This is a genomic window from Bradyrhizobium sp. LTSP849 (assembly GCF_000938255.1).
In the GTDB taxonomy this organism is placed as follows: Bacteria; Pseudomonadota; Alphaproteobacteria; order Rhizobiales; family Xanthobacteraceae; genus Bradyrhizobium.
Genome location: NZ_JYMR01000005.1, coordinates 252,998 through 266,217, shown reverse-complemented (window position 1 = coordinate 266,217; position 13,220 = coordinate 252,998). Strand labels below are relative to the sequence as shown.

Sequence of the window (13,220 nt, the reverse complement as noted above, 5' to 3'; positions counted from 1 at the left end):
TTACGCACTCACCTTGGCATGACCGCCGAGATAGGCGGCGCGGATAGCCTCGTTGCCCCAGAGCTCGTCGGGTTTGCCGCCGAGCACGATGCGGCCGGTCTCGAGCACGTAGCCGTAATCGGCGACCGACAAGCCCATGCGCGCATTCTGCTCGACGAGCAGGACGGTCGTGTTGCGCCTGATCTCGGAAATGATCTTGAACACGGCCTGCACGATGACAGGTGCAAGGCCGAGCGATGGCTCGTCCAGCAAGAGAAGCCGCGGCTTGGCCATCAGCCCGCGCGCGACCGCCACCATCTGCAACTGGCCGCCGGACAGGGTCCAGCCCAACGCGTTGGTGAACTTCCTGATGTCCGGGAACAGGTCGAACATCGCATCTGCCTCGCGCGAGATCTCCGAGGTCGCGGCCCGGCGATTGGAGGCCCCGAGCATGATGTTCTCTTTCACGGTCAGACCCGGGAAAACGCGACGGCCTTCCGGCACGTGTGAGATGCCCATGCGAACGATGGCTTCCGGGCCGAGGCCTGCGATCGACTTGCCGTCGTACAGTATCTCGCCGGATGTCGGTTTTGCGAGCCCCGAGATGGCGCGCAGCGTGGTCGACTTGCCGGCACCGTTGGCGCCGAGCAGCGTCACCACCTGCCCCTCTTCGACGGCGCAGGTGACGCCGCGCAGCGCTTCGATCTCGCCGTAGCGCACCACCAGATTGCGGATTTCGAGCAACGGCATCATTCGCTCCCGAGATAGGCGGAGACGACGTCGGGATGACGCAGCACGGCCATGGATTCGCCGTCCGCGATGCGGCGTCCGAAGTTGAGCACGGTGATGTGCTGGGCCGCTTCCGAGACCAGCGTCATGTCGTGATCGATGATCAGGATGGTCAAACCTTGGGCGGCGATGCGCTTGAGCAGCTCGTGCAGCTCGAGCTTCTCGGTCGAGTTGAGGCCGGCCGCGGGCTCGTCGAGCAAGAGCAGCGTCGGGTTCGAGGCGAGCGCGCGGGCGATCTCGATCAGCCGCTGATGGCCGTAGGAAAAGCTCGATATCAGCTCGTTGGCGCGACTGCCGAGGCCGACGAAGGTCAGCGCCTCCATCGCGCGCTCGGTCAAGGCGTCATCGCCCTTCCCGACCATGGTGTTGCCGGGCCGCTCGGCGCCGATCTCGACATTCTCCAGCGCCGTCATCGAACGGAACAGGCGGATGTTCTGGAACGTACGCCCGAGACCCGAAGCCGTGCGCTGATGCGGCGGCATGTGGGTGATGTCGGTGCCATCGAGCACGATCTTGCCGGCCGTAGCGACATAGAGCCCCGAGAGCACGTTGAGCGTCGTGGTCTTGCCCGAGCCGTTCGGTCCGATCAGCGCATGCACGCCGCCGCGTTTCACGGCGATATCGACGCCATCGACCGCCTTGAGGCCACCGAAGTGCTTCGACAGGCCGGTGACTTCCAGCACCGTATCGCCACCGATCGTCGCCGGCTTCAACTGCAAGGCGTTGGCTGCCGGCGGCGTCTTGATCTTGGCGCGCCAGCGCGTGAAGGCATCAGCGACAAAGCCCCAAATGCCGTCGGGCATGAAACGGATGATCAGGATCACGAACAGGCCGTAGATCGCAAGGTAAAGGCCCGGCACGCTCTTGAGGAAGCGCAGCCATTCCGGGATCAGGATGAGGAGACCCGTACCGATCGTCGAGCCGATCGGCGAAGCAACGCCGCCGAGCAGCGACATGGTCAGGAACACGATCGATTCCGCAAACGAGAACTGATCGGGGCTGACATAGGCGAAGCCGCCGGCGAACAGGCCGCCGGCGAGTCCGCCGAGAAGAGCGCACAGCGCAAACGCGTAGATCTTTGTGCGGAAGACGTCGATGCCGTTGACGCCGGCCGCGAGCTCGTTGTCGCGCACCGCGCGCATGGCGCGGCCGAGCTTGGTGTCGGGGAGATGCCAGACCAGATAGCCGACGATCGCCAGCATCGCGACGCAGAATGCAAGATAGCTCTGCGAGGTCTGAAACAGATCGGGACGCTTGATGTTGGAGACGCCGTCGGGACCATGCGTCAGCCAGATCGCATTGATCATCACCAATGTGACGATCTGCTGGAACGAGATCGTGACCATCGCGAGATAATGGCCGCCAAGCCGCAAGGTCGACATGCCCAGGAAGGCGCCGGCCAACATCGAGATCACGCTGCCGCCGACGAGACACAGCCAGAAGCTGACATGCAGATCGGTCGTCCCGATGCCGACCGCGTAAGCACCAAGGCCGAAGAAGGCGGCCTGCGCCAGATTGATCTGACCGCACAGGCCGAGCACCACCGAGAGCCCGAACACCGCGATCGCGAACGTCGTGGCCTGGAGCAGGATGTTGTGAACGTATCCATCGAAGTTCATGTTGGCCGCGACGACGACCAGGACGGCCGCGCCGATGAAGTACGGCAGGTGCCGGACCAGCAGCGGCTTCGAATGGATAGCGGGTGCCGGAATCGGCATGTTGTCGCTGGGAGCGCTCATGCCTTCTCCGCCACGCGTTCGCCAAAGATGCCCTGCGGCCGGAAGATCAGGAAGGCGATCAGAACCAGGAACGCAAAACCGTCCTTGTAAGGCACCGAGATATAGGCGGCGCCAAAGGTCTCGATCACGCCGAGCGCGAGGCCGCCGATGATGGCGCCGGCGACGTCGCCGAAGCCGCCGATGATGGTTGCGGCGAATGCCTTGAGCGCGATCGTCGAGCCCATCTGGATTGAGACGAACAGCACGGGCGCGACGAGGATGCCGGCGAGGCCGCCAAGCACCGCCGAATAGATGAAGGTGATCATGATCATCGTAGAGACGGAAATGCCGAGCAGCGAGGCCATTTCCTTGTCCTGCGAGGTCGCCTGCAGCTTCTTGCCGAGCAGCGTCTTCTCGAAGAACCAGAAATTGAAGATCACGAGGCAGATGGTGACGCCGATGATGAGGAGATACTGGCTGTCGAGATAGACCGGGCCGACCTGGATGCCCGGCGTTTCAAACCAGCCTTCCAGCACCTGCGGCTGCGGGCCGTAGATCGCGAGCACGGAATTGGCCATAAGGATCGACGCGCCGATCGTCGCAATGATCACCGGCAGATAGGTGCGGTGGCGCAGCGGATAATAGACGCCGAGATTGAAGACGACACCGAGCAGCGCCATGCCGAGCAGCGCGACGATGAAGGCCGCCCAATAGGGCAGACCGGCCTCAACCGCGACGACCATCAGATAGGCCGCAACCATGGAGAATTCGCCCTGGGCAAAATTCACCACATTGGTGGCTCGGAAAATCAGCACGAAGCCGAGCGCGACGAGCGCGTAGACGGCGCCGATACCGATGCCGGTAAAGAGCAATTGTAGGGCGAGATCCATGACAAGCGATCTGTTGGAGAGGAAGCGAATATTGCGGTGCCGACCGGAGCGGAGTGGCTGTCGTGTTCACAGCATCTCGTTAAAGGCCGCACGGGAGGTGTTAGGGCTCTCTCCCCCCTTGCGGGGGAGAGCTGGAGAGAGGGGTAAGCCACAAACACCGCTTGTGCGGCTTACCCCTCTCCCTTACCCTCCCCCGCAAGGGGGGAGGGAACCCATCCGTTCGTGCGTCCCTGCCCCCGGTCAATCGTTGAACTCGATGTGCTTGTCGAACACGATGTTGCCCTTCTCGTTCTTCACGACGTTGTAGCCGTGCAGACCGTCGCCGTTCTGGTCGAAATTGTATTCGCCCTCGGCACCGGCGAACTTCCTGGTTGCCAGGATGGCTTCGCGGATCTTGCCGGGATCGGTTGAGCCGGCCTTGTTGATCGCCGCCGACAAGACGTTGATGGCATCGAAGGTCCAGGAGCTCTGGTTGTCGGGCGCGACCTTGACCGCATCACGGTAGATCTTGCCGAACGCCTTCGAACCCTCGCTGGAATCCTCCGCATAGTCGGCCACGCCGTAGGTGTTGTAGAGCGCGGGACCGGCGAGCTTCAGTGCGGTGACGTTGGTGATCGAGGGTGAACCGACCCACGGGATATTCACGCCGAGCTGACGGAGCTGGCGCGCAAAGATGCCGAGATCGTTCTCGAAGGTGAAGTAAGAGCCGAGAATGTCGGCGCCGGACTGCTTGATCGCGAGCACGACGGGCGTGAAGTCCTGGCTCTGGTTGGCATAGCCCTGGTCGAGCACCGACGGAGCACCGAGCTTTTCCAGCGCGCCGCTCAGCGCCTTGCCGCCGGCGGTGCCGAAGGCGTCGGTCGAGTGCAGCACGGCCCATTTCTTCTTGCCGAGCGTATTGACGCCGAACTCGGCGATGACGCGACCGGAATAGCTGTCATTGGGACGGCAGCGGAACAGCCACTGATTGCCCATATGGGTAAGGTTCGGATCGGTGCCGCCGATCATCACGGGCTTGCCGAGCTTGATCACGTCGGGCGCCATCGCATGCACCTGGGTCGAACGGATCGAGCCGAGGAAGCCGACGATATCAGGTTGAGAGGCAAGCTTGGAGAAGGCGAGCACGATGCCGGGATTGGTGGTCTGATCGTCCTCGACGATCAATTCGCCCTGTTTTCCCAGAATGCCGCCGGCCTTGTTGACGGCTTCGAGCGCGAGCCTGGCGCCCTTGATGGCGTAGCCGCCGGATTCAGCGGCGGGCCCGGTGACGGGCGCACACATGCCGATCTTGAGGGTGGCGGCCTGCGCCTTTGCGCTTTTGATGAGGTATGGCGCGGCAATACCGGCAGCAATTCCGGTCGCGAAATCGCGTCTCGTCAGTTTCATTCATTCCTCCCTGGGGCCGGGCATCCTTGTCGGCCCTTCTTTGTCTTTAGCTCTGTTTTGGCTCTATCGCTGAATACAGAGCCGGATGCTACTTACGAATTCTGCCAGTACGAGTAAATTGATATTGCGCCAACATCGACTAAGTACGCAGAGAGCGCCCCTAATGATGTTTAACACCCGCGCAGGCTGTCTATTCTCAGCGAGTTTTGCGGGGCTTTTCGCTTCGCCCGGGCTGCCCAAGCGCTAAGCAATGACGACAGTCATGCATGATCGGCAAGTCATCATGCAAATTTGCCGTCACGCATCGTCCGTGATCTCGTCACGCGCCTCAGTCGTCGCGAGACACAATTCCAACTGCCCCAGCATCTCCTGCAACTCGGCGAGCTTGCGTGCACCAAAACGCCGCGTGATCTCGGCATAGATCGCTTCCGAGGACGGTGCGACGGAGGCCATCAGCTTCACGCCCTTCTCCGAGATCGAGACCATGCTGCGGCGCTGGTCGGCTTTCGCGGTCTTACGCTCGATCAAATTGCGCGCCTCGAGATCGCGCAGGATGCGCGACAAGCTTGGTCCGAGCAGAAACGCGGTGCGCGCGAGTTCCGTGACCTCGGCGGCCTCGATGGCGGCGAGCGCACGGAGGATGCGCCATTGCTGCTCGGTCAGACCGTGCTCGCGCAGCGAGGGACGAAATTGCCGCATCACAGCCTCGCGAGCTCGCAACAGCGACATCGGCAACGAGCGCGAGAAGTCGCGCATCGGCACCTGCCGTGCGCCGGGCGCGTTTGCGTTGGTCGGATCAGCCGGTCTCTTCGCCATGACGCCCTGTCCTCAAACCCGAAAATGTTTGCACTGCAACACGCCGGAATGGGGTTTGACGAATTCACTTAACATGTTAATTATCTCCCGGCACCCACATTTCAGAGACTGCGCATGGCGCTCTCCCATCACGATATCCAAGCTTGCGCGAGCCGTCTGCACCAGGCGGAGAAAACCCGCACGCAGATCCGGCAGCTCTCGCAGGATTTTCCCGACATCAGCATGGCCGATGCCTACGCGATTCAGAAGGCGTGGGTCGACGTCAAGATCGCTGAGGGACGCGTCGTCAAAGGCCACAAGATCGGCCTGACCTCGAAGGCGATGCAGAGTGCGCTTGACATCAACGAGCCGGATTCCGGCGTGCTGCTCGACGACATGTTCTTTGCCGATGGAGGGCTGGTCCCGACCGAGCGCTTCATCGCCACCCGCGTCGAAGCCGAGCTCGCCTTCATCATGAGCAAGCGGCTCACCGGGCCCGACTGCACGATGTTCGACGTGCTCAACGCCACCGACTTCGTGGTGCCGGCGCTTGAGATTCTGGATACGCGGATCGAGCGCGTCGATCCCAGGACCAAGGCGACACGTAAAATCTTCGACACCATCGCTGACAATGCGGCGAATGCCGGCATCGTCCTCGGCGGGCGGCCGATCCGCCCGCTGGAGGCTGACCTGCGCTGGATCGGCGCGCTCTGCTTTAGGAATGGCCAGCTTGAAGAAACCGGCCTTGCCGCCGGTGTGCTCAATCATCCCGCCACTGCCGTGGCCTGGCTCGCCAACAAGATCGCGCCACTCGGCCTTGCGCTTGAGCCCGGCCAAATCGTGCTCGCCGGCTCCTTCATCCGACCGATCGAGACCCGCAAGGGCGACACAATTCAAGCCGATTATGGCGCCTACGGTTCAGTGAGCTGCTACTTCGCCTGACGAACAAAAATATACGGGGAGTGAAACCGCCATGCCGCATTTCACGATCGAATATTCGGCCAATCTCGATGGCCGCCTCGACATCGGCGCGGTCTGCGAAGTGGTGCGCAAGGCGGCGGTCGAGACCGGCATCTTCCCGCTCGGCGGCATCCGCGTCCGCGCTATCAGGTGCGAGCATTATGCGATTGCAGATGCCCGGCAGGATTACGGCTTCCTCGACATGCTGCTGCGCATCGGCGAGGGCCGCGATCTGCCGACCCGCAAGACAGCCGGCGAGCACGTTTTCAACGCCCTCTCCCGGCATCTCGATCCTGTCTTCGCAGGTTCGAAATTTGCCCTGTCGTTCGACATGCAGATCAACGACAAGGACACCAGCTGGAAGCGCAACAACATCCACGACGCCCTGAAAGTGGAGGCCGCCCATGGATAAGCCCACACCCAAAGCCGATGTGTTCCAGGCCAACCGCGAGCGCGTCGCGCCGCTGCTGAAGAAGCTGCGCGCCGACGGCATCGGCCACATGATCGACGGCAAGACCGTCCCCTCGATCTCCGGCGAGACGTTCGAGACGAAGTCTCCGGTCGATGGCGCGGTGCTCGCAAGCGTCGCCCGCGGCAATGCGGAGGACATCGACGCCGCCGCGACCGCGGCTGCGCTGGCTTTCAAATCCTGGCGCGACATGGGGCCTGCGATGCGAAAGAAGCTGCTGCATCGGGTCGCCGACGCCATCGAGGACAATGCCGAAGACATCGCCGTGCTGGAATGCATCGACACCGGCCAGGCCTATCGCTTCATGGCCAAGGCCGCGATCCGCGCCGCCGAAAACTTTCGCTTCTTCGCCGACAAATGCGCCGAAGCGCGCGATGGCCAGAACACGCCGAGCGATGAGCATTGGAACGTCTCGACCCGCGTGCCGATCGGCCCGGTGGGCGTGATCACGCCGTGGAACACGCCGTTCATGCTCTCGACCTGGAAGATCGCCCCTGCGCTGGCGGCCGGCTGCACCGTCGTGCACAAGCCGGCCGAATGGTCGCCGGTGACGGCCGCCATTCTGGCAAAGCTCGTCAAGGAGGCCGGCGTTCCCGACGGCGTGCTCAACACCGTGCACGGCTTTGGTGAAGAGGCCGGCAAGGCACTAACGGAGCATCCGGCGATCAGGGCAATCGGCTTCGTCGGCGAGAGCGCGACGGGATCTGCGATCATGGTTCAGGGCGCACCGACGCTGAAGCGCGTGCATTTCGAGCTCGGCGGCAAGAATCCCGTGATCGTGTTCGACGATGCCGACCTCGACCGCGCGCTCGATGCCGTCGTGTTCATGATCTACTCGCTCAATGGCGAGCGCTGCACGTCGTCGAGCCGTCTGCTGATCCAGGCGAGCATTGCCGAGAAATTCGTGGAGAAGCTGACCGCGCGCGTGAAGGCGCTGAAGGTCGGCCATCCCCTCGATCCCGCCACCGAAATCGGGCCGCTGATCCATGAGCGGCATCTGGCCAAGGTCTGCTCCTATTTCGACGTCGCGCGCCAGGACGGCGCGACGATTGCTGTCGGCGGCAAGGCCTATGACGGGCCGGGCGGCGGACATTACGTCGAGCCAACGCTGGTCACCGGTGCGCATGGCAAGATGCGCGTCGCGCAGGAGGAGGTGTTCGGCCCCTTCCTCACCGTGCTGCCCTTCCGTGATGAAGCAGACGCCATCGAGATCGCCAACGACATCCGCTATGGCCTCACCGGCTATGTCTGGACCAACGATGTCGGCCGGAGCTTGCGCGTCGCCGATGCGTTAGAGGCCGGCATGATCTGGCTGAATTCTGAAAACGTCCGCCACCTGCCGACGCCGTTCGGCGGCATGAAGGCCTCCGGCATCGGCCGCGACGGCGGTGATTACTCGTTCGACTTCTACATGGAGACCAAGCACGTCTCGCTGGCGCGAGGCACGCACAAGATTCAGAAACTGGGAATGTAGGACACGTCATTCCGGGGGAAACGCAATGCCGGTACCGCAACACATTTTCGAGCCGCCCTTCAACATCATCCGTTCGAGCCACGTCGTGCTCGACGTGACCGATTTGAAGCTGAGCCGCGCGTTCTACGAGACCATTGTCGGCCTGCATGTCGAGGACGCCGATGACAATTTCGTCTACCTGCGCGCCGCTGAAGAGCATCAGCATCACTCGCTGGTGCTGCGCAAGGCCGCAGTACCGGCCTGCAACCGGCTCGGCTTCAAGGTCGGCAATGACGGCGATCTCGACAAGGCCGCAAAGTTTCTCTCCGAGAATGGTCTTGGCTACGCCTTCGTCGACCAGCCGTTCCAGGGCCGCACGCTGCAATTCACCGATCCCTTTGGCTTCCAGATCGAGCTCTATGCATCGATGGACCGGCGGCCGCATCTGCTGCGTCGCTTCGACCTTTACAAGGGCTGCCATCCGCAGCGGCTCGACCATTTCAACGTCTTCGCCGCCGAAGTGCAGGACACGGTCGATTTCTATGCCCGGCTCGGCTTCCGCCTCACTGAATATGCCGAGGAGGATGGCCCGAACGGCCGCATCGCCGCCGCCTGGATGCATCGCAAGGGCAACGTCCACGACTTCGCCATCACCAACGGCAAAGGCCCGCGGCTGCATCACTTCGCCTATTGGACACCGACGGCGATGAACATCATCCATCTCTGCGACGTGATGGCCTCCGCTGGTTTCGTGAAGAACATCGAGCGCGGGCCGGGACGTCACGGCATTTCGAACGCCTTTTTCCTGTACGTCCGCGATCCCGATGGGCATCGGCTGGAGCTCTACACCAGCGATTATTTCACCGGCGATCACGACCATGAGCCGCTGCGCTGGTCGCTGCGCGATCCGCGCCGCCAGACACTGTGGGGCGCACCGGCCCCGCGCTCCTGGTTCGAGCAGGGCTCGCCATTCGCGGGTCAGGCCGTACGTGAGCCGAAATTCGTAGCCGATGTACTGGTGGCGGATTAAGCCATGAAGCTCCCTCGCCTCGCCACCTACTCCGTCAAAAGTGAAACCCGCTACGGCGCCGTCTTGGAGGGAGGCATCGTCGATCTCTCCCCGCACCACGCCAAAAACTATCCGACGCTGCGCGAGGTGATCGCCGCAGGAAAGCTCGCGAGCCTCGCCGAAGAGGCGGCCGGCCGCACGCCGGACCATGCGCTCGGTGACATCACCTGGTTGCCGCCAATCCCTGCGCCGGAGAAGATCATCTGCATCGGCGTCAACTATCCCGACCGCAATGCCGAGTACAAGGACGGCCAGGACGCGCCGAAATATCCGAGCATGTTCATGCGCTCGACGCGATCCTTCGTCGGCCATGAGACGCCGCTGGTGCGCCCGCGTGCGTCGGCGCAGCTCGACTATGAGGGCGAGATCGTGCTGGTGATTGGCAAGGCTGGCCGGCATGTTCCGGAAAGTGCGGCGCTCGACCACATCGCGGCGTTGACCCTTTGCAACGAGGGCTCGGTGCGCGACTGGCTGCGCCACGGCAAGTTCAACGTCACCCAAGGCAAGAACTTTGATTCCAGCGGCAGCCTCGGTCCTTGGCTCGTGCCTTACACAAAGGAATCCCAGATCGCCGACATTCGTCTCACCACGCACGTCAACGGTGAGCTGCGGCAGGATGACCGCACCAGCCGGTTGATGTTTCCGTTCCGCACCCTCATCAGCTACATCTCGACCTTCGCAACGCTCGTCCCCGGCGATATCATCGTCACGGGCACGCCGACCGGCGCCGGTGCGCGGTTCGATCCGCCGCGCTATCTGAAGCCGGGCGACGTGATTGAGGTCGAAGCCGAAGGCATCGGAAGTTTGCGCAACGGCGTCGTCGACGAAGCCTGACCAACAATTGAAGTGAGAATAGTACAATGACCACCCTCACCGGCGGCGAAGCGATCGTAAGCGGCCTTGTCGCCCACGGTGTCGACACCGTGTTCGGCCTACCTGGCGCGCAAGTCTACGGCCTGTTCGACGCCTTTCACCAGGCCCAGCTCAAGGTGATCGGCGCACGGCACGAGCAGGCCTGCGGCTACATGGCGTTCGGTTACGCACGCTCCAGCGGCAGGCCCGGCGTGTTCAGCGTGGTGCCCGGCCCCGGCGTGCTCAACGCCAGCGCGGCGCTGCTCACCGCATATGGCTGCAACGAGCCGGTGCTGTGCGTCACCGGCCAGGTGCCGACGCAGTTTCTTGGCAAGGGCCGCGGCCATCTGCACGAGATGCCGGACCAGCTCGCCACCTTGCGCACCTACGTGAAGTGGGCTGACCGGATCGAAACGCCGGGCAACGCGCCGACCACCGTGGCGCGCGCGTTCCAGGAAATGACGTCCGGGCGGCGCGGTCCGGCCTCGGTGGAGATGCCCTGGGACATCTTCACCCAGCGCGGCGACACCGCGGCAGCACATGTGCTGGAGCCATTGCCCGCACCGCGGCCCGACCCTGATCTGATCAAGCAGGCGGCTGCGCTCATCAAAAACAGCAAGGCACCGATGATCTTCGTCGGCAGCGGTGCGATCGAGGCAGGTGACGAGATCCTCGAACTTGCCGAGATGATCGATGCGCCCGTTGTTGCGTTCCGCAGCGGCCGCGGCATCGTGTCCAATGCACACGAGCTCGGGCTGACCATGGCAGCCGCCTACAGACTGTGGGCCAAGACCGATCTGATGATCGGCATCGGCACGCGGCTTGAGCTGCCGACCATGTCGCGCTGGCCGTATCGCCCCGACGGGTTGAAGAGCATCCGCATCGACATCGATCCCGTCGAGATGCGGCGGTTCATCTCAGACACCGCGATCGTCGCCGATGCCAAGACGGCGACCGCCGATCTCGCCGCTGCCGTCAGCAAGGCGGGTTATAGCAAGACCGCCGGCCGCCGTGCCGCGATCCGCGAGGCCACGGCGACCGCACAACAGGAAATCCAGCGCATCCAGCCGCAGATGGCGTATCTCAATATCCTGCGCGAAGTGCTGCCGGCGAACGCGATCGTCACTGATGAGCTGTCGCAGTTCGGCTTTGCCTCCTGGTACGGCTTTCCGATCTACGAGCCGCGCACCTTCATCACCTCAGGCTATCAAGGCACGCTCGGCTCAGGCTTCCCGACCGCGCTCGGCGCCAAGGTGGCCAACCCCGACAAGCCAGTGGTGGCGATTACCGGCGACGGCGGCTTCATGTTCGGCGTGCAGGAGCTTGCCACCGCGGTGCAGTTCAACATCGGCGTGGTGACGCTGGTGTTCAACAACAACGCTTATGGCAACGTCCGCCGCGACCAGCGCGAACGCTTTGACGGCCGCGTGGTGGCGTCGGATCTCGTCAATCCGGATTTCGTCAAGCTTGCGGAGTCGTTTGGCGTGGCTGCTGCGCGCGTCACCGCGCCGGATCAGTTCAAGGCGGCGATGGAGAAGGCGCTCGCGCATGGCGGGCCATATCTGATCTCGGTGGAGGTGACGCGGGATTCGGAAGTCAGCCCGTGGGCGTTCATTCACCCGCCGAAGCCTTGAGATGAGCACCACCCTGTAGCCGCGCCGCCGCGATCACCAGGAGGCCTGCGCCTGCGACCGACCAGCAGGCGACCGGCGCCCAGTGCAGCAGCGGCGCGTAGTCCGGCATCTTCTGCAAGCCCCCGGCAACCGCCGCCATCCGCGCGAAGGTGCCGAGCGCCAGCGCGGAGAAGACGAGGCCCGTCACCTTTCCTTCCGCGCCGGTCGAGCCGATCGCGAGCGCGGCCGAGATCGCGCTCATCAGCATGCAGCCCCACGCGGCCCCGGCGAGAAATTGTGCAGCGATCAGCGTGTTGAGGCTGCCGGCGAATTCGGCCGCAGCGATCGCAACCGCTCCGAGGAGCCCGGCCGCACCCATCACAATCAGGCCGCCGCGATGCTTGACGACGAGGCTTGCCGGAAACATCGCGATGTTGAAGCCGATCCAGAACACCGGCATCAGCCATGGCAGATCGTCTGGCTTGACAAAGCGCAGATAGAACGGCGCGCTGTTCATGGCAAAGTGCAGTTGATAGCCGAGCGCCAGCGCTATCGTCGCGACGATGAAGACGATGGACGTCAGGCCGAGCGGCTTTGCCACCTCGGCCGGTGTGAGCGATGACGTGTCCCGCGCCACATCGTGTTCGATCCGCGACAGCCCCAGCGCCGTGAGCAGCAGCACGACGCTGGAGATCACGAACGGCAGCCGCGCGTCATGCTCTCGCATGACCACGCCGAGATAGGGCGAGACAGCGCCGGCAACGCCGTAGCCGAGCATCGCGAGAGCGGCGAGGAACGGCACCTGCGGCCGCGCACGATATTTGCCGAGCAAGGTCAGCGGCGGCGCCCGCAAGGCAGACGAGGTGATCGACCAGATCACGATCAGCGCGATCAACCAGACCTGCGCTGCCGCGCCGACGCCGGCAACGAAGGGCATCGCAACGAACGCGCCGCAGGAGATCGCGGCCACGAGTCCGACGAACAGGCCAAGCCTGCCGACATAGGGCGCGAGCCTGTCCGCGGCGATCCCCATCGCCGTGTCGGCAATGGTGAAGATCGCCTGGTCCAGCATCAGGATGAGGATGACGGCTGATGGCGCGATGCCGACCTCGGCGGCGAGCTTCGGCAGATAGATGACGTAGGTGGTCCAGCCCAGCGTGAACACCAGTTGCAGCGCGGCCAGATACAGGCCGGTGCGGCTGGCCGTCCCGGTGTCAGCCGTGAGCCGTGCTGTCGTCATGTCGCCG

12 protein-coding genes are annotated in these 13,220 nt (G+C 63.5%); 6 read left to right on the top strand and 6 right to left on the bottom strand.

All coding sequences use genetic code 11. The features are described from left to right. The 5 genes from UB31_RS05675 to hpaR all read right to left on the bottom strand — a co-directional run bounded on the left by UB31_RS05675 (position 1) and on the right by hpaR (position 5,578). Positions 1-729, bottom strand: coding sequence for an ABC transporter ATP-binding protein (locus UB31_RS05675; RefSeq protein ID WP_045009051.1), 729 nt, complete (start codon positions 727-729; stop codon positions 1-3). Then, positions 729-2,507, bottom strand: a complete 1,779-nt coding sequence (locus UB31_RS05670) for a branched-chain amino acid ABC transporter ATP-binding protein/permease (RefSeq protein WP_045010135.1) — start codon at positions 2,505-2,507, stop codon at positions 729-731. Before UB31_RS05670 ends, UB31_RS05675 begins: the two co-directional genes overlap by 1 nt. Next, on the bottom strand, positions 2,504-3,376 hold the full coding sequence (locus UB31_RS05665; protein ID WP_045009049.1) for a branched-chain amino acid ABC transporter permease: 873 nt from the start codon (positions 3,374-3,376) through the stop codon (positions 2,504-2,506). The genes UB31_RS05670 and UB31_RS05665 overlap by 4 nt, the downstream gene beginning before the upstream one ends. A 240-nt stretch (positions 3,377-3,616) precedes the next feature. Then, positions 3,617-4,762: an ABC transporter substrate-binding protein gene (locus UB31_RS05660; RefSeq protein ID WP_045010134.1), complete on the bottom strand. Its 1,146-nt coding sequence runs from the start codon at positions 4,760-4,762 to the stop codon at positions 3,617-3,619. Between the two features lie 297 nt (positions 4,763-5,059). Next, positions 5,060-5,578: a homoprotocatechuate degradation operon regulator HpaR gene (hpaR, locus tag UB31_RS05655; protein WP_045010133.1), complete on the bottom strand. Its 519-nt coding sequence runs from the start codon at positions 5,576-5,578 to the stop codon at positions 5,060-5,062. Positions 5,579-5,692: 114 nt separating this feature from the next. On the opposite strand from hpaR, the gene hpaH reads away from it, so the two are divergent. From hpaH to UB31_RS05625, 6 genes are read left to right on the top strand one after another with little or no spacing between them, the layout of a single operon-like run. Next, positions 5,693-6,499: a 2-oxo-hept-4-ene-1,7-dioate hydratase gene (hpaH, locus tag UB31_RS05650; protein WP_045010132.1), complete on the top strand. Its 807-nt coding sequence runs from the start codon at positions 5,693-5,695 to the stop codon at positions 6,497-6,499. 31 nt (positions 6,500-6,530) lie between these two features. Continuing rightward, positions 6,531-6,929 (top strand): 5-carboxymethyl-2-hydroxymuconate Delta-isomerase, encoded by a 399-nt coding sequence (locus tag UB31_RS05645; protein ID WP_045010131.1) that lies wholly within the window; start codon positions 6,531-6,533, stop codon positions 6,927-6,929. Further along, positions 6,922-8,460 (top strand): 5-carboxymethyl-2-hydroxymuconate semialdehyde dehydrogenase, encoded by a 1,539-nt coding sequence (hpaE, locus tag UB31_RS05640; RefSeq protein ID WP_045010130.1) that lies wholly within the window; start codon positions 6,922-6,924, stop codon positions 8,458-8,460. The genes UB31_RS05645 and hpaE overlap by 8 nt, the downstream gene beginning before the upstream one ends. Positions 8,461-8,485: 25 nt before the next feature. Further along, positions 8,486-9,469 carry a 3,4-dihydroxyphenylacetate 2,3-dioxygenase gene (hpaD, locus tag UB31_RS05635; protein ID WP_045010129.1) on the top strand — a complete coding sequence of 328 codons (984 nt, stop codon included), beginning with the start codon at positions 8,486-8,488 and terminating at the stop codon, positions 9,467-9,469. Between the two features lie 3 nt (positions 9,470-9,472). Further along, positions 9,473-10,342, top strand: coding sequence for a fumarylacetoacetate hydrolase family protein (locus UB31_RS05630; protein WP_045010128.1), 870 nt, complete (start codon positions 9,473-9,475; stop codon positions 10,340-10,342). Positions 10,343-10,368: 26 nt separating this feature from the next. Continuing rightward, entirely contained in the window at positions 10,369-11,994 is a 1,626-nt protein-coding gene (locus UB31_RS05625; protein WP_045010127.1) for a thiamine pyrophosphate-dependent enzyme, read from the top strand. On the opposite strand, the gene UB31_RS05620 is transcribed toward UB31_RS05625, so the two are convergent. Further along, on the bottom strand, positions 11,972-13,213 hold the full coding sequence (locus UB31_RS05620) for an MFS transporter (protein WP_045009040.1): 1,242 nt from the start codon (positions 13,211-13,213) through the stop codon (positions 11,972-11,974). The genes UB31_RS05625 and UB31_RS05620 overlap by 23 nt on opposite strands. Between the last annotated feature and the right edge of the window lie 7 nt (positions 13,214-13,220).

Bases quoted from the DNA above. Each gene is read 5' to 3' on its own strand.
- UB31_RS05625 (WP_045010127.1), top strand. From the start codon at position 10,369: ATGACCACCCTCACCGGCGGCGAAGCGATCGTAAGCGGCCTTGTCGCC.
- hpaR (WP_045010133.1), bottom strand. From the start codon at position 5,578: ATGGCGAAGAGACCGGCTGATCCGACCAACGCAAACGCGCCCGGCGCA.
- UB31_RS05660 (WP_045010134.1), bottom strand. From the start codon at position 4,762: ATGAAACTGACGAGACGCGATTTCGCGACCGGAATTGCTGCCGGTATT.
- hpaH (WP_045010132.1), top strand. From the start codon at position 5,693: ATGGCGCTCTCCCATCACGATATCCAAGCTTGCGCGAGCCGTCTGCAC.
- UB31_RS05675 (WP_045009051.1), bottom strand. From the start codon at position 729: ATGCCGTTGCTCGAAATCCGCAATCTGGTGGTGCGCTACGGCGAGATC.
- UB31_RS05670 (WP_045010135.1), bottom strand. From the start codon at position 2,507: ATGAGCGCTCCCAGCGACAACATGCCGATTCCGGCACCCGCTATCCAT.
- hpaE (WP_045010130.1), top strand. From the start codon at position 6,922: ATGGATAAGCCCACACCCAAAGCCGATGTGTTCCAGGCCAACCGCGAG.
- UB31_RS05665 (WP_045009049.1), bottom strand. From the start codon at position 3,376: ATGGATCTCGCCCTACAATTGCTCTTTACCGGCATCGGTATCGGCGCC.
- UB31_RS05630 (WP_045010128.1), top strand. From the start codon at position 9,473: ATGAAGCTCCCTCGCCTCGCCACCTACTCCGTCAAAAGTGAAACCCGC.
- UB31_RS05645 (WP_045010131.1), top strand. From the start codon at position 6,531: ATGCCGCATTTCACGATCGAATATTCGGCCAATCTCGATGGCCGCCTC.
- hpaD (WP_045010129.1), top strand. From the start codon at position 8,486: ATGCCGGTACCGCAACACATTTTCGAGCCGCCCTTCAACATCATCCGT.
- UB31_RS05620 (WP_045009040.1), bottom strand. From the start codon at position 13,213: ATGACGACAGCACGGCTCACGGCTGACACCGGGACGGCCAGCCGCACC.